The organism is Saccharothrix mutabilis subsp. mutabilis (assembly GCF_039521145.1).
GTDB lineage: Bacteria > Actinomycetota > Actinomycetes > Mycobacteriales > Pseudonocardiaceae > Actinosynnema > Actinosynnema mutabilis.
On sequence record NZ_BAAABU010000005.1, the window covers coordinates 88,872 to 103,309 of the forward strand.

Below are 14,438 nucleotides of genomic sequence, written 5' to 3' on the forward strand. Positions count from 1 at the left end.
GTACGCCCCGGGTCCGACAATTTCCGGTCGGCCCAGGTCAGCGCGCTCTCAGCAGTTGCAGTCGCAGCACCCGCAGTCGCAGTCGCAGTTCGGGCCGCCGCAGTCGCAGTTGCACCACGCGTCGCGCGGCTTGCCGCTGAACGGCCCGGGGTACGGGTCGCGGCAGCAGTACTGGCAGGTGCCGCACTGGTAGAGGATCGCCAGGCAGCCCAGCACGAACCCGCGCTCGATCGGCGGCTTGACCAGCTTCGGCCAGCACCACGGGCCGCTGCCGGGCGGCGGCTCGGCGGCGCGCTTGCGCTTGCCCTTCCTCGGCGGCGGCGGGGTGCCGCCGGTGCCGGGGGCGGCCGGCGGGGGCATCGCGCCGGGCGGCGGGACCGCGCCGGGCGGCACCTGACCGGCCGGGTGACCGCCGTGGGGCGGCGGAGGCCCCTGGGGCGGCGGGTACATGCCGGGTTCGGGGTTCCAGCCGGGTGGCGTGGGCGGGGTGTGGCCGACCACGCCGGAGTGCAGGCCGGTCGGGCAGGCGTGGGAGTGGGGTTCGCCGAACGCCCGGCGGATCGACTCGCGCACCTCGTGGACCAGCAGCGTGTGCACCAGGCGGTCGTCGGCGAACTCGACCTCCTTCAGCGCCAGCTTGATGCCCAGCGCGGCGTCCTCACACAGCCGCCGGGCCTCCTCAAGAGTGGTGCCGGTCGCATCAAGCGGGTTGTAGGCACCCGACGCCCGGTCTTCCGAAAGGTCCTCCACCGCGTCCAACAGGTGCGCCAGCCGCCCGAACAGCCGACCCACCTCGCGCAACGGCCCGGCGTTCCCCGGCCGCCCGGCCAGCACGGCGGTCTGCGCCACGGCCTCGCCCGCGGCGGTCTCGGTCGGCTCGGTCACCAGCAACACCGAGCTGCCCAGCCCGGCCGCCGCCTCCACCGCCGACTGCCGCGCCACCGCCGCGACCAGCACCGACGTGTCGAACCCGAGGTCCGTGCCGGTGGCCGCCGCCTGCGCCGCCCAGCGCCGCGCCACCTGCCGCCCGATGCCCCGCACCGGCGCCGAGGCGAACGCGCCGTCCCGGTCGTCCACGTGGTCGCCGACCTTCGCCGACGCCAGCACCAGCGACACCGTCGCGGCCAGCCGCGCACCCGCGCCCACGGCGACGTCGGCCGACTGCATCCCACGCAACGCACAAGGGCCCGCGGTGCGCCTTGAACGGCCCCTCTGCGCCTCTACGAGAGCCGAGATGACGAGACCGTCGTAGTTGGTCACCACCCGCGCCATGTGACCGTGGTCGTCGCGCAGCGCGAGGCACAGCCCGCACAGGTGCGCCAGCCAGGATTCGCGCAGGTCCGCGCCCAGGCGGTTGCGGCACGGGCGGATGATTCCGAACATGGCCGGAAGACTAAGCGATCATCCTACTTTCGGGTGACTGAACGGGGTGTTCGGCCGCTACGCGTGCATAGGGTGCGCACGTGACGCTGAGCGCCGCAGGGACCACGCACATGCACATCCACCCGCCCAAGATCGAGTACTTCGACCTCGACGCCAAGAGCAACACGGACCCCAAGGGCATCCTGCGCGGCGTCGACGAGTACCGCCTGACCGCGGACGGGCTCTACATGTTCCGGCCGGTGCCCGGCCACCCCCGCCTGTCGCACTTCGAGTCGTGGCTGCTGCCCGCGCACGGCCTGCGCGTCACCCGCCAGTCCTGGCACCCCGGCCACGAGTGCGACTACGACCTCTACCTGGACGTCGTGGAGATCAGCTCCAGCGGGTCCGTGTGGAAGACCGTGGACCTCTACCTGGACCTTGTGGTGCGCACCGGGCACAGCGTGCGCGTGTTGGACACCGACGAACTGCTGATGGCGCTCCAACGCGGCCTTGTGCAGCCAGAACGCGCGCAGTGGGCGTTGGAGACCACCTACCGCGCCGTGGCGGGCATCGCCGCGCACGGGCACGACACCGTCCGTTGGCTTGCCGCTCAGGGAACGGTCACCACATGGCGTCGGCGGTAATACAGACGGTGAGACGCGCTGGTCAACCGCCATCCGAGTCCGTCACCTGAAAGTGACCTACCCCTACACAGACCGTGATGTAACGAATCGACCCGCTGTGTTACCAGCCGCACACTTACGGCTACCCTCGGGTCGCGTGGGAGCGGTCATCACACCTCAGCTCGTCGACGTGGTCGACACCGTCAGCGCTGTTCGGAGCTATTCCTCGGGCATGTCGCGGCACTTGACGACGTGTCGGGTGGAGCACTGGGGACTGCGCCTGGAGTGCCCGACCCCGGAGGACCCGTTCTCCGACTCGGAGGTCACCTGGTTGATGCCGGACCTCGGTCTGCGGCTCACCCACCAGCGGCCCCGCTCCCGGCACGCCCGCAGCGGCCCCAGCGTGCTCAGCGCGGTCCGCGTGCAGCGCGACGGCCGGTCGTGGCGCACCACGGACCTCCTGCTGGGCCTGGCCGTGCCCGGCGGCACCACGGCGCGCATCGTGCGGTCGGAGGAGTTCGCGGCGGCGGTGGCCGGCCGGGTCCTCGGCCCCGAGGACGCCGACCAGGCCCTGCGCACCGTGCACCGCACGCTGGAGCAGGTCAGCCTGCACCGCCACGACCTGGGCGCGTGGCTGACCCACCGCGGCATCTACGACGTCTGGCCGTCCCTGTAGAAGGCCGCCATGCGCTCGACCGCCGCCTCCATGAACGGCTCCTTGGCGTCCCCGTAGGCGAACCCGTCGCGGTCACCGGCGAACTGCGAGGACAGCTCCAGCTTCAGGGCCTCGTACTCGCGGCGGGCGGCCTCGTCGACCCGCAGCCAGTCCCGGAACCGGATCGCCCACGTCCACGCCGGGCCGTTCTCGACCCGGACGTGCAGGTTCACCCGGCGCTTGGGGTCCGTGCCCGCGTGCAGCCGCTTCACCCACTCCGCCGGGTCGCCGAACCGCACGGCGTCCTCGCCGTAGCCCAGCGCCGGGAACCCGGCCCGGGCCAGCGCTTCGGTGAGTGAGTCGGCCTCCTCCATCGACGTGACGCCGAGCTGGAAGTCCAGCACGTCCTTGGCCGCCAGGCCGGGGATCGCCGTGGACCCGACGTGCTCGACGTGCCGCCCGCCGGCCGCCAGCGAGATCCGCTTGGCGATGCGCTCGGCCTGCAGCGGCCACGTCTCGTCGTAGGGCACCACCTTGGGCGGGCCGCCGGCGTAGCGGCGCAGGCGCACGTTGGCCTCGTAGGGCACCAGCCGGTCCGCCCACAGCTCGTCCACGGCCAGCAGGACCTGGTCCGGGGTGCCGCTGTTGTCCAGCCACACGTCCGCCACGGCGCGGCGCTGCTCGTCGGTCGCCTGCTTGGCCATGCGGTTGCGCGCGTCCTGCTCGTCCAGGCCGCGGCCGACCAGCCGCTTGACCCGCTCCTCGGGGTCGGCGTGGACGATGATCACCAGGTGGTAGGCGGGCGCCAGGCCGTTCTCCACCAGCAGCGGCACGTCGTGGACGACGATCGCGTCCTCCGGCGCGGCGGCGATCAGCTCGGCGGTCCGCGCCGCGATCCGGGGGTGCATGATCCCGTTGAGGGTCTGCCGGTCGCGGTCGTCCCCGGACCCGAACACGCGCTCGGCCAGGGCCGCCCGGTCGAGCGACCCGTCCGCGTTGAGCACGGAGGCCCCGAACGCCTCCTCGATGTCCCGCAACGCCTCCGAGCCCGGCTCCACCACTTCCCGGGCCAGCCGATCGGAGTCGATCACCACCGCCCCGTGCTCTGCGAGCCTGCCCGCAACCGTCGACTTGCCCGACCCGATGCCCCCCGAGAGGCCAACGCGCAACATGGCGAACAGTCTGCCGGGAACCGGGACGGGCCGCGATCGACTTCAGGCGTCCTCGATGGGTGTCATGGACTGCACGGCCAGCGCCGTCAGCATGTCCTTCACCTTGTCCTCGGGCAGGTAGCCGGCCTTGGTGCGCACCACGTAGGTCGTCTTCCCCAACGACCCGATCAGCAGCCGCTCGGCGCCGGTCGTGACCAGCTGCGCCTTGTGCTTGGTCACCTCGACCTCGGTCGCCTGCCCGCCCTCCTTCTTCTCCGCCTCGACGCTCTCGGCCACCCGCTCCTTGGCCGACGCCTCGTCCGCGTAGGTCGCCAGCCCGATGATCAGCGGCGACTCGGCGAAGTTCTTGCCCTTGGGCACGTCGTGGTAGCAGTCGATCTTCGCCGTGCGCGCGATGGACGGCTCGGGGATGCCGACGATCATCTTCAGCTCCCCCTCCATCTTGCGGCCGATCAGCTCGTTCACCCGCTCGACGGGCACGATCAGCTCGCAGTCCTCCGGCATCGGCCGGTCGACCATGGGGCGGATCTTGCTCGCGCTGGTCGGGGCCACGATGGTGGGGATCTGGGGCGGCGGGGCCGCCGGGGGTTTCTCCCGCGCACACGCGCTCAGGGCCGTCACCACCAGGCCCAATGCCGCCAACCGCCTCGTTCGCGCACCCATAGGGATCACAACTTAGCGCACGACAACGGCCCCGCACCGTAACCGATGCGGGGCCGTTGCGGCGTTGCGTTCAGACGGTCATTTCAAACCGCCCGATGCGCTGATCAGGCGCCGCCCGACAGCTTCTCGCGGAGCGCGGCCAGCTGCTCGTCGCTGGCCAGCGTGCCACCGGCCTGCGCCGGAGCGCCGCCACCGGTGGACGCCGGGGCGTCGCCGCCCGACGAGTAGTTGGTCTCGCCCGCGGCCTCTTCCTCGGCCGCGGCGGCCTTGGCGACCTGCTTCATGTGGGCCTCGTAGCGCAGGTGGGCCTCGGCGTACTGCCGCTCCCACTCCTCGCGCTGCTTGTCGAAGCCTTCCTGCCACTCCTGGGTCTCCGGGTCGAAGCCCTCGGGGTAGATGTAGTTGCCCTGGTCGTCGTACTCGGCGGCCATGCCGTACTGGGTCGGGTCGAACTCGGAGTCGACCGTGAAGCCCTCGTTGGCCTGCTTGAGCGACAGCGAGATGCGCCGGCGGTCGAGGTCGATGTCGATGACCTTGACCATGACGTCGTCGCCGACCTGGACGACCTGCTCCGGGATCTCCACGTGGCGCTCGGCCAGCTCGGAGATGTGGACCAGGCCCTCGATGCCCTCGTCCACGCGGACGAACGCGCCGAACGGAACCAGCTTGGTGACCTTGCCCGGCACGATCTGGCCGATCGCGTGGGTCCGGGCGAACTGGCGCCACGGGTCTTCCTGCGTCGCCTTGAGCGACAGCGACACGCGCTCGCGCTCCATGTCGACGTCGAGGACCTCGACGGTGACCTCCTGGCCCACCTCGACGACCTCGGACGGGTGGTCGATGTGCTTCCAGGACAGCTCGGAGACGTGCACCAGGCCGTCCACGCCACCCAGGTCCACGAAGGCGCCGAAGTTGACGATGGAGGACACGACGCCCTTGCGGACCTGGCCCTTCTGCAGCTGGTTGAGGAACTCGCTGCGGACCTCGGACTGGGTCTGCTCCAGCCAGGCGCGGCGGGACAGGACCACGTTGTTGCGGTTCTTGTCCAGCTCGATGATCTTCGCCTCCAGCTCGCGGCCCACGTAGGGCTGGAGGTCGCGGACGCGCCGCATCTCCACGAGCGAGGCGGGGAGGAAGCCCCGGAGGCCGATGTCCAGGATGAGACCACCCTTGACGACCTCGATGACGGTGCCGCGGACCGGCTCGTCCTTCTCCTTGAGCGCCTCGATGGTGCCCCAGGCGCGCTCGTACTGCGCGCGCTTCTTGGAGAGGATCAGCCGGCCTTCCTTGTCCTCCTTCTGGAGAACCAGGGCCTCGACCTCGTCACCGACCTTCACAACCTCGTTGGGGTCGACGTCGTGCTTGATCGACAACTCGCGCGAGGGGATGACGCCCTCGGTCTTGTAGCCGATGTCGAGCAGGACCTCGTCCCGGTCGACCTTGACGATGGTGCCCTCGACGATATCGCCATCGTTGAAGTACTTGATGGTCTTGTCGATGGCGGCGAGGAAGTCCTCCTCCGTCCCGATATCGTTGATAGCGATCTGCTGCTTCGGCGCGGTGGCAGCCGGGACAGTGGTGGTGTCGGTGGACATTAGGTAGGTGGCTCCGGTACGGATTGGGGTTGTCTGGCCTTGGGTGCAACGCTGCGCGGGAGGCAAGGCTTCCCCCGACGACCGATCCCGTGACTGCACACCGATCATGGGCAGCGCGAACCCACTACGCGGGCGGTATCGTACGCGGCTCGACGACCACCGGGCAAACCGGTACCCCTCGAAGGAGCAGTGTGTCCGACCAGCACGCCAGTGCGGAACTCGCGCTGGGCACCACCGGTATCGCCAAGCGCGGAGCCGACGCCGCGGAGTCCCGGACCGCGAACCGCATCTGGTGGGACGCCGACGCCGACGACTACCACGCCGAGCACGGGGACTTCCTGGGCGCCGCGGAGTTCGTGTGGTGCCCGGAGGGGGTGCGCGAGGCCGAGGCGCGCTACCTGGGCGACGTGGCCGGCCGGCGGGTGCTGGAGGTCGGGTGCGGGTCCGCCCCGTGCGCGCGGTGGTTGAAGGCCGCGGGCGCGGACGTGGTGGCCTTCGACATCTCCGCGGGCATGCTGCGGCACGCCGTCGCGGGCAACGCCTCGACCGGCCTGGACGTGCCGTTGGTGCAGGCCAGCGCGGACCAGCTGCCGTTCGCGGCGGGCAGCTTCGACGCGGCGTGCTCGGCGTTCGGCGCGGTGCCGTTCGTGGCCGATGTCGGCGAGGTGTTCGCGGAGGTCGCGCGGGTGCTGCGGCCCGGCGCGCCGTGGGTGTTCTCGGTGACCCACCCGATCAGGTGGATCTTCCCGGACGACCCGGGGCCGGGTGGACTGACCGTGACGCAGTCGTACTTCGACCGCACCCCGTACGTGGAGGTCGACGACAACGGCCGCGCCACGTACGTGGAACACCACCGCACCATGGGCGACTACGTGCGCGCCCTGGTCGCGGCGGGACTGGTGCTGGAGGACGTGGTGGAGCCCGAGTGGCCCGCCGGCCACACCCGGACGTGGGGCCAGTGGTCCCCCCTGCGCGGGCGGCTGTTCCCCGGGACCGCGATCCTGCGGACGCGCAAGCCGTAACCTGCGGTGCATGACCGTCAGTCGGGGGCTGGTGGAGGCGCAGAGCGCGCGCTTCGCGTGCTTGGACCCGTTGTTGCCGGCCGTGACCGCGCCGCCGGAGGGCGACGTGGTGACCGCGGCCCTGCCGGACGGGACCAGGGTGGCGGGCGTGCTGACCAGGCAGGTCCACGACCGCCGGTCCGCCGCGCGGCTGTGGTCGGCCGGTGAGGTGTGGGAGCTGACGCCGCTGGTGGGCGGCGGTGGCGCGGCGGCGATGGACGCGCTGCTGCGGGCGTGGCGGCACCGGATGGACCGCGTGGGCCCGGCCGAGCAGGACTCGGCGTGCGTGCTGACCTGGCCCAGCCGCGACGCTGAAGCCGCCCGGGTGCTGCTGGACCACGGGCTGGTGCCGCTGTCGGTGATCGCCGTGCGCCGGTCCGGTCCGCCGCCCGTGGACACGTCGTTGACCATCCGCCGGGCCACCCCGGCCGACCTGGACACCGTGCTGGCGCTCGCGCTGGCCGAACTCCGGTACTCGGCCCTGGTGGGGTCCACGGTCGACCGGCCGGAGGCGGCGGAGCTGAAGCGGCGGACGCTGGCCGAGCGGTTGGCGGCGGGCGGTCCGGCGTGGCTGGCGGAGCGGGACGGCATCGCGGTGGCGCTGGCGGAGTGCGCGGTGGTGGTGTCCGAGCCGGGCAACTGGACGTCCACGCGGCTGCCGTACGGGCGGTGGGGGTACGTCAACTGCGTGTCGGTGCTGCCGGGCGCCCGCGGGAGCGGGATCGGGCAGCGGCTGATGGCCCACGCCCACCGGGAGCTGCACCGGCTGGGCACGGTGGGCACGTACCTGTACTACAACCCGCCGAACCCGCTGTCCTCGGTGTTCTGGCCGCGGCAGGGCTACCGCCCGCTGTGGACGGTCTGGGAGGTCAGGCCCGCCGGCGCGCTCCGCTAGGACGCGCTGCGCGGGTGAGCGGCTGACCGCATGCTGTAGCGGCGGTCGATCGACGTCACACGCGTTCGAGTTGCCGGGGGCCGCCGCCTGCGCCACTATTTGAACTGACCGGTCAGTTCAAAGGAGGGCACCTCGTGGAGATCCACGCCCAGCGCGTCGGCGTCGCCGGGCCGCACGGCCCGTTGCTCAAGCCGACCGGACTGCGCGTGCCGGCGGGCGGGGCGGCGCTGGTGGCGGGACCGCCCGGGGCCGGGCACACCGCGTTCGGGCTGGTGCTGTCGGGCCGGCTGCGGCCCAGCACCGGGTCCGTGTCGCCGGACGCCGCGCTGTTGCGGCGGCACGTCGTGCTGGTCGACTCCCCCGGGGTGAACGAGCCGGAGGCGTCGCTGACGCTGGCGGGCGTGGTCGGCGAGGAGCTGGCCATGAACGGGCGCCGCAGCGGGCGCAAGGCCGTGGCCGACTGGCTGGTCGAGCGCGGCGCGGACGAGCACCTGACCACGCGTTACGAGTACGTGCCGGCCGATCTGCGGTGCTCGCTGATGCTGGAACTGGCCGCCGGGCGGCCCGGGGCCGAGGTCCTCGTGCTGGACACCCCCGACCGGTACCACGGCGATCCCGCCACCTGGTGGAAGTTGGCCCGCGAGCAGGTGAGCGCCGAGCGGTCCGTGGTCGTGCTGTGCACCACCACCTCCGCCGCCGCGCTGGACGTTCCCGCCGCGCGCCTGGGCTGCGACAACGCCGACAACGCGACCGGCAACGCGACCGACAACGCCGACGACGCCGCCGCCGAGAACACCGAAGACTCCGAGGAGAAGTCGTGACCGCCCTGCGGATGGCGTTCAACGAGCTGCGCCGCATCACCTCAGGCAAGCTGCCCAAGCTGGCCGTGCTCGCCCTGTGCCTGGTGCCGCTGCTCTACGCCGCCCTCTACCTCTACGCCAACAAGGACCCGTACGCGAACCTCAAGCAGGTGCCCGCCGCGCTGGTCGTGCAGGACAAGGGCGCGACCGCGAGCGACGGCACCTTCAAGAACGCCGGCGAGGAGGTCGCCGCCGAGCTGGTGAACGGCGACAAGTTCGACTGGCACCGGGTGAGCGAAGAGGACGCCGAGGCGGGCGTGCGCGGCGGCAAGTACACCTTCGCGCTGACGCTGCCCGAGGACTTCTCGCAGGCCCTGCTGTCCGCCGGCGACTTCCAGCCGCGCCAGGGCGTGATCATGCTGACCACCAACGACGCCAACAACTACCTCGGCTCGACCATCGCCAACCAGGTGGTCGCGGAGGTGCGCCGGTCGGTGTCGGTGAAGGTGGGCGCGGAGGCGGCGGACAGGTTCCTGCTCGGGTTCTCCACGATCCGGCAGAAGACCGTGGAGGCCGCCGACGGCGCGACCCGGCTGGCGGCCGGCACGCAGGAGGCCTACGACGGCAGCGTGAAGATCGTCAACGGCGCGGTGCCGCTGGCCGACGGGTCGGCGCAGGTCTCGGCGGGCCTGAAGCAACTGCGTGACTCGACGGCCGACCTGCCGCGCAAGTCCCAACAGCTGGCCGACGGCGCGAAGCAGGTCTCCGACGGCAACGAGACCGTCGCCCGGACCGCCGAGGACTACGCGGCCAAGTCGCAGGCTCTGGTGGGCCGGCTGGACCAGTTCAACGGCGACGTCGCGAACCGCCTGCGCGCGGCCGGGTTCACCGAGGAGCAGGTGCAGCGGGTCGTGCAGGCCATGACCGATGTCCGCGCGCCGGTGGACGACGCGAACGCCAAGGTCCAGGGCGCGGCCGGGCAGTTGCGGACGCTGTCGGACGGGTCCAAGCAGGTCGCCGACGGCGCGGCCCAGCTCGCCGCCGCCACCCCGGCCCTCACCGACGCGATCACCCGTCTCAACGACGGCGCGGCGCAGGTCGCGAGCGGCAACGCCCAACTGCGCGACGGCGCGCTGTCGTTGCGCGACGGCGAGCAGAAGCTCGTGGACGGCGCGAACCAGCTGCGCGACGGGCTGAACGCGGGCATCCAGCAGATCCCCAACCCCGACGACCCGACCCGCCACGCCACCGCCGACACCATCGGCGACCCGGTGAACGTGCGCGGCGTCAGCCAGACCTCGGCGGGCACCTACGGCGCGGGCCTGGCCCCGTTCTTCCTGGGCCTGGCCACCTGGATCGGCGCGTTCGTGCTGTTCCTGCTGCTCAAGCCGCTGTCCAAGCGGGGCCTCGCGGCCGGGCAGAACGCGGTGCGGGTCGCGCTGGGCGGCTGGCTGCCGGGTGTCCTGCTGGGCGCGGCGCAGGTGGTGATCATGTTCTCGGTGGTGGCGCTGGTGGTGGACATCCGGCCGTCGCACCCGCTGGGCACGCTGGGGTTCCTGCTGCTGACGTCGGCGACGTTCGTGGCCGTGCTGCACGCGTTGAACGCCCTGTTCGGCGCGGTCGGCAAGTTCATCGGCCTGGTGCTGCTGATCCTGCAACTGGTCAGCGCCGGCGGCACGTTCCCGTGGCAGACCATCCCGGTGCCGCTGTACCCGCTGCACTACGGCCTGCCCATGGGGTACGCGGTCGACGGCCTGCGGCACCTGATGTACGGCGGGTCGCTGGGCAGCGTCGGGACCGACGCCCTGATCCTGGTGGCCTACCTCGTCGGCGCCCTTGCCTTGTCGACGCTGGCCGCGTACAAGCAGCGGGTGTGGACCCCGTCTCGCCTCAAGCCCGAGCTGGTGCTGTGACCGGCACGCGCCCCGGCCGCACCGCCGTGACCAAGCAGAAGTTGTTCGACGCGGCCCTGAAGCTGGTCGGCGAACGGGGTGCGGCGAGCGTGACGGTCGACGAGATCGCCGCGGAGGCCGGGGTCGCGAAGGGCACCGTGTACTACAACTTCGCCAGCAAGGACGCCCTGGTGGACGCCCTGCTGCGGCACGGCGTGGACCTGCTGGCGGCCCGCCTGCGGGTGGCGGAGGGCGAGGCCGAGACCGACCGCGCGATGGAGTCGCTGGTCGACGGGATGCTCGGCTTCTTCGCCGAGTACCCGGCGTTCGGGCAGCTGCTGGTCAGCGAGCTGTGGCGGACGCCGGGCCAGTGGCACGGGACGCTGAGCCTGCTGCGCGACGACATCGTGTCGATCGTGCGGGGGCAGATGCAGCGGTTGTCCGACGAGGGCCGGCTGCCCGACGGGGTGCAGGTGGGCACGGCGTCGGCGGCGCTGTTCGGCACCCTGCTGGTGATCGCCCTGGACTGGCAGGTCTTCCAGCCCGAGCGGACGCTGACCGAGGTCCGCGAGGCCGTGCTGCTGCTGGTGCGCGGCCTCAAGCCCTGACCCGCCCCGGGCTACGAGCGGACCACCCAGGTGTCCACCTCGCCGATCTGGTGGATGGAGGGCGACTTGCCGTCCAGCGCCCGGTGCACCGCCTCCAGGACGCCGACCGAGGTCTCCTCGTGGCTGAGCCAGCGCGTGGTGGAGCCGTGGCGGATGAAGCCCAGCACCACCTGCTGGGTCGGGTGACCGGCCAGGATCGGGTCCCGCACGCCCTCGCGGGGGTTGATGTCGCCGATGTCGTGGACCTCCACGACCGGCGCGCCGGGGGCGAGCAGCGGGGCCACCGCCTCCAGGACCGGGACCCGGTAGCTCGCGTGCACCCAGGCCACCAACAGGTCGGCGGGCGCCTCCAGGACCGCTTGGACGCGTTCGGCCAGTTCCGCAGGCCGCGACCAGTCCGCCTCGACCAGCTTCGGCTGGTTGCCCTCGTGCTGGGGCACGTGGCCGCGGGCGCCCAGGGCCCGCCGGGCCGCCGACCCCGGACCGGAGCCCGCGCGGCGGCTGGGGAGGACCACCCGCCACCCCTGCGCCAGGAGCTCGTCCGCGCAGCCCTTCAGCATGCCGGTTCCACCCAGCACCAACGCCGTTCTCATCGCACCGACCTCTCACCGCGCTCCGCCGCGCGCCGGAGGGGTCCGGCGCGCCACTGGTCCACTTCACGCTGCCCGCGCAGGCGGACCACCGCCAGTCGGGGACCGTGCTCGCCCGCCAGCACCGCCGCCACCCGTTCGCCGGTCCGGCGGTGGGACTTCCACGCCCAGCGCAGGATGTGCTCCCGGTCGGTGAACACGGTGCGCAACGGCGGCTCCACGTTGCCGTTCCACAACTGCTCGTTGCGCAGCCTGCGGCGCACCGTGCGGACGGTGATCCGCCGCAGCACGGTGTGCTTGCGGTGGTCCAGCCACACGAGGGTGTCCGCGCGTTCCAGCAGCATCGGGCGGGCCCGGGTGTACTGCCACTCCGTGGCCCACGCCTCGCCGCGCACCAGCGCGCGCACGTCGTCCTCGAACTCCGGCCGTGGCGTCCACTGTGGACCGTGGAACAGCGAGTCCATCTCCACATAGGACAAGCCGAGTTCCGCGGCGATGTGGCGCGCCAACGTGGTCTTGCCGGAGCCCGACGTGCCCGCGACGACGACCCGGCGGGGCGGTCGGGGCAACTCGTCGGCAGGTCCCAGAAGCGGCACCGGGCCAGGCTACCGCCGTGACGCCGCCAGTCCATCGAGGTGACGGCGCAACACGGCGCGCATCTTCGCCGGGATCATCAGGTCCGGCTGGAGCACGGCGTTCACGGCCAGCCCGTCCAGCAGCGCCGCCAGCCGCTGCCGCCGCCGGTGGTGCTGACCGGGATCGGGGTGCGCGGCCTGCCGGGCGTGGACCTGACTGCTCCGGACGTGGGGTTGGGTGGTAGCGGGCGCGTTGGCGGGCGTCGGGCTGCGCGCGGCGAGCGGCGTGCACCCGGACGCGCGGCCGATGGCGTTGTCGATCGGGGTCGGGTTGTTGGGCGAACTGGTGCCCGTCGGGGTGCGCGCGCTGCGTTCCGGTACTCCGATCGCCTGTTCTTGAGATGCGATTCACGTAACGCGGGATCATTTGTGCGGAAACGGGAATTCCAGTTCCGGGAACGTGCGGCTGCCTCCATACTGGGCGCACATCTTTCAGGGGGGATTGCCATGACCTACCCGGACTCCGGAAGACCGGAGAACCCGCCGTCGTTCCCGGTGCTGGAGCCCTACAGCCTCCACCCCGAGCAGGTCGCGCAGGTCCAGCCGACCGCGCCCGCCACGCCGGCCGACGGTTTCGCACCCGCCACGCCGCCCGGGGTCTTTCCGCCCGCCACGCCGACCGACGGATTCCAGCCCGCCACGCCGGCCGGTGGTTTCCCGCCGCCGACTTCGGTTGCGTCGGGTGCGCCCGCGGCGCCGCGCAAGAAGACCGGTCTGGTCGTGTTGTCGATCATCGCGGTGGTGTTCTTCGCGACCGCCGGCGTGTTCGGCATCCTGTTCGCGAACGAGTCGAGCAGGAACGACCGGCTGACCGGTCAGGTCGCGGAGAAGGAGAAGCAGGTCTCCGACTCCGCCAAGCAGCTCAAGGACGCGCAGGACGAGGCGGCCAAGGCGAAGGACGCGCAGAAGTCCGCCGAGACCGCCCGCAAGCGCGCCGAGGACGACAGCGCGTCGGCCGCCAAGTGCCGGGACGCGGCGCGGGCGCTGCGCGAGGCGATCATGTCCGAGGACGACCCGAGGGCCGACCAGGCCGCCCTGGACCTGTTCACCACCTGCTGACCCCCGTCACGACGAGTCGGCCAGCGCGACCGCGGCCCACACGATGTCGCCCCGCCCCAGGGTCGGCGTCGAACCGCACGCGGTCGCCAGGCGGTGCACCCGGGTCATGTCCGGCGCCCGGCTCGGGTGGGGCGGCTGCGCGGAGGTGTAGCGGACGGCCACGGTGAGCTGCCGCGGCGTCCGCTCCACGCGCAGCTCCAGCGTGGTGGCCCGGCCGGACAGCCGCCGGGCGGCCACCACCAGCTCGGCCGCCAGCAACACCGCCCGCGCGGTCACCTCGTGCAGGCCGCCCCAGGACTGGCAGGTGCGGCGGGTGAAGTCGCGGGCCAGGTCGGAGGCGTCGGGGTCGGCGGGCAGCACGGCCTGGTCGCGGCGGCGCGGCGGCGGCGCGCCCACCTCGGCCAGCGCCGTGCTCAACCGGTCGTGGCACGGCAGGAACCGGCGCAGCCCGGTGCGCGAGAGCAGGCGGCGGTGCCGGTCGGCGGTGGCGACCAGCACCACCGGCACGCCCGGCCACCGGCAGGACCGCAGCCACACCGCGCCGAACACCCCGGCCAGCGTGTCGCTGCCGATCTCCAGCGCCGGCCCGAGCACGACGACCACGGCGACGGGCTGCTCGGCGACGTGCTTGAGCAGCCCGTCGCGCAAGGCCGCGTAGGTCGACAGGTCCAACCGCCCCGAGGGGGACAGCACGGTCACCCCACCCCGCGCGCGGGCCCGCAGGTCCAGGCGCGTCGTACCGGCGGCGGCATCCGGCGAGTTGTGCACCTCCCCATCCCATACCGTCCGGGGGCATGCGCCCGAGACCCTGCCGGCGGCACCACCCGG

General features: G+C 72.4%; 17 protein-coding genes. 9 read left to right on the forward strand and 8 right to left on the reverse strand.

The window, feature by feature from the left end:
* Positions 1-48 precede the first annotated feature (48 nt).
* Positions 49-1,383, reverse strand: a complete 1,335-nt coding sequence (locus tag ABD126_RS14425; protein WP_343934314.1) for a DUF5685 family protein — start codon at positions 1,381-1,383, stop codon at positions 49-51.
* A 110-nt stretch (positions 1,384-1,493) separates the two neighbouring features.
* Here ABD126_RS14425 and ABD126_RS14430 point away from each other — a divergent pair, with 110 nt between their 5' ends.
* Together ABD126_RS14430 and ABD126_RS14435 are read left to right on the forward strand one after the other, a co-directional pair.
* Positions 1,494-2,006, forward strand: a complete 513-nt coding sequence (locus ABD126_RS14430; RefSeq protein ID WP_343934633.1) for a ribonuclease FAU-1 family protein — start codon at positions 1,494-1,496, stop codon at positions 2,004-2,006.
* A 136-nt stretch (positions 2,007-2,142) separates the two neighbouring features.
* The gene (locus ABD126_RS14435; protein ID WP_343934315.1) at positions 2,143-2,661 is read left to right on the forward strand and encodes a ribonuclease FAU-1 family protein; all 519 of its coding nucleotides are present in this window, start codon (positions 2,143-2,145) and stop codon (positions 2,659-2,661) included.
* Here the strand turns inward: ABD126_RS14435 and coaE are convergent.
* The 3 genes from coaE to rpsA form a co-directional block, all read right to left on the reverse strand.
* A complete protein-coding gene (coaE, locus tag ABD126_RS14440) occupies positions 2,637-3,812 on the reverse strand; it encodes a dephospho-CoA kinase (RefSeq protein WP_343934316.1) in 1,176 nt (391 codons plus the stop codon). The genes ABD126_RS14435 and coaE overlap by 25 nt on opposite strands.
* A 42-nt stretch (positions 3,813-3,854) precedes the next feature.
* On the reverse strand, positions 3,855-4,475 hold the full coding sequence (locus tag ABD126_RS14445; protein ID WP_343934317.1) for a hypothetical protein: 621 nt from the start codon (positions 4,473-4,475) through the stop codon (positions 3,855-3,857).
* Between the two features lie 104 nt (positions 4,476-4,579).
* Positions 4,580-6,070, reverse strand: coding sequence for a 30S ribosomal protein S1 (gene rpsA / locus ABD126_RS14450; protein ID WP_121227167.1), 1,491 nt, complete (start codon positions 6,068-6,070; stop codon positions 4,580-4,582).
* Positions 6,071-6,261: 191 nt separating this feature from the next.
* On the opposite strand from rpsA, the gene ABD126_RS14455 reads away from it, so the two are divergent.
* From ABD126_RS14455 to ABD126_RS14475, 5 genes are all read left to right on the forward strand, one after another.
* Positions 6,262-7,092 carry a class I SAM-dependent methyltransferase gene (locus ABD126_RS14455; RefSeq protein ID WP_343934318.1) on the forward strand — a complete coding sequence of 277 codons (831 nt, stop codon included), beginning with the start codon at positions 6,262-6,264 and terminating at the stop codon, positions 7,090-7,092.
* 10 nt (positions 7,093-7,102) lie between these two features.
* Positions 7,103-8,026: a GNAT family N-acetyltransferase gene (locus ABD126_RS14460; RefSeq protein WP_343934319.1), complete on the forward strand. Its 924-nt coding sequence runs from the start codon at positions 7,103-7,105 to the stop codon at positions 8,024-8,026.
* A 134-nt stretch (positions 8,027-8,160) separates the two neighbouring features.
* On the forward strand, positions 8,161-8,847 hold the full coding sequence (locus ABD126_RS14465) for an ATP-binding cassette domain-containing protein (protein ID WP_343934320.1): 687 nt from the start codon (positions 8,161-8,163) through the stop codon (positions 8,845-8,847).
* Complete coding sequence (locus tag ABD126_RS14470; RefSeq protein ID WP_343934321.1) at positions 8,844-10,739, forward strand: YhgE/Pip family protein; 1,896 nt, start codon at positions 8,844-8,846, stop codon at positions 10,737-10,739. The genes ABD126_RS14465 and ABD126_RS14470 overlap by 4 nt, the downstream gene beginning before the upstream one ends.
* On the forward strand, positions 10,736-11,326 hold the full coding sequence (locus tag ABD126_RS14475) for a TetR/AcrR family transcriptional regulator (RefSeq protein ID WP_343934322.1): 591 nt from the start codon (positions 10,736-10,738) through the stop codon (positions 11,324-11,326). Before ABD126_RS14470 ends, ABD126_RS14475 begins: the two co-directional genes overlap by 4 nt.
* 11 nt (positions 11,327-11,337) lie before the next feature.
* Here the strand turns inward: ABD126_RS14475 and ABD126_RS14480 are convergent, their stop codons facing one another.
* Genes ABD126_RS14480 through ABD126_RS14490 form a run of 3 tightly spaced genes read right to left on the reverse strand, consistent with a single transcriptional unit; the run spans position 11,338 to position 12,800 of the window.
* Positions 11,338-11,919 (reverse strand): Rossmann-fold NAD(P)-binding domain-containing protein, encoded by a 582-nt coding sequence (locus ABD126_RS14480; protein WP_343934323.1) that lies wholly within the window; start codon positions 11,917-11,919, stop codon positions 11,338-11,340.
* Complete coding sequence (locus ABD126_RS14485; RefSeq protein ID WP_343934324.1) at positions 11,916-12,512, reverse strand: AAA family ATPase; 597 nt, start codon at positions 12,510-12,512, stop codon at positions 11,916-11,918. Before ABD126_RS14485 ends, ABD126_RS14480 begins: the two co-directional genes overlap by 4 nt.
* Before the next feature lie 9 nt (positions 12,513-12,521).
* A complete protein-coding gene (locus ABD126_RS14490) occupies positions 12,522-12,800 on the reverse strand; it encodes a TetR family transcriptional regulator C-terminal domain-containing protein (RefSeq protein ID WP_343934634.1) in 279 nt (92 codons plus the stop codon).
* Here ABD126_RS14490 and ABD126_RS14495 point away from each other — a divergent pair.
* A complete protein-coding gene (locus ABD126_RS14495) occupies positions 12,730-12,891 on the forward strand; it encodes a hypothetical protein (protein WP_343934325.1) in 162 nt (53 codons plus the stop codon). The genes ABD126_RS14490 and ABD126_RS14495 overlap by 71 nt on opposite strands.
* Before the next feature lie 107 nt (positions 12,892-12,998).
* Complete coding sequence (locus ABD126_RS14500; protein WP_343934326.1) at positions 12,999-13,610, forward strand: hypothetical protein; 612 nt, start codon at positions 12,999-13,001, stop codon at positions 13,608-13,610.
* 6 nt (positions 13,611-13,616) lie between these two features.
* On the opposite strand, the gene ABD126_RS14505 is transcribed toward ABD126_RS14500, so the two are convergent.
* Positions 13,617-14,378, reverse strand: a complete 762-nt coding sequence (locus tag ABD126_RS14505) for an STAS domain-containing protein (RefSeq protein WP_343934327.1) — start codon at positions 14,376-14,378, stop codon at positions 13,617-13,619.
* Positions 14,379-14,438 lie beyond the last annotated feature (60 nt).

What these genes read in the sequence shown, in the direction of transcription:
- ABD126_RS14480 (WP_343934323.1), bottom strand. Translation starts at nt 11,919, where the DNA reads ATGAGAACGGCGTTGGTGCTGGGTGGAACCGGCATGCTGAAGGGCTGC.
- coaE (WP_343934316.1), bottom strand. Translation starts at nt 3,812, where the DNA reads ATGTTGCGCGTTGGCCTCTCGGGGGGCATCGGGTCGGGCAAGTCGACG.
- ABD126_RS14460 (WP_343934319.1), top strand. Translation starts at nt 7,103, where the DNA reads ATGACCGTCAGTCGGGGGCTGGTGGAGGCGCAGAGCGCGCGCTTCGCG.
- ABD126_RS14430 (WP_343934633.1), top strand. Translation starts at nt 1,494, where the DNA reads ATGCACATCCACCCGCCCAAGATCGAGTACTTCGACCTCGACGCCAAG.
- ABD126_RS14500 (WP_343934326.1), top strand. Translation starts at nt 12,999, where the DNA reads ATGACCTACCCGGACTCCGGAAGACCGGAGAACCCGCCGTCGTTCCCG.
- rpsA (WP_121227167.1), bottom strand. Translation starts at nt 6,070, where the DNA reads ATGTCCACCGACACCACCACTGTCCCGGCTGCCACCGCGCCGAAGCAG.
- ABD126_RS14425 (WP_343934314.1), bottom strand. Translation starts at nt 1,383, where the DNA reads ATGTTCGGAATCATCCGCCCGTGCCGCAACCGCCTGGGCGCGGACCTG.
- ABD126_RS14445 (WP_343934317.1), bottom strand. Translation starts at nt 4,475, where the DNA reads ATGGGTGCGCGAACGAGGCGGTTGGCGGCATTGGGCCTGGTGGTGACG.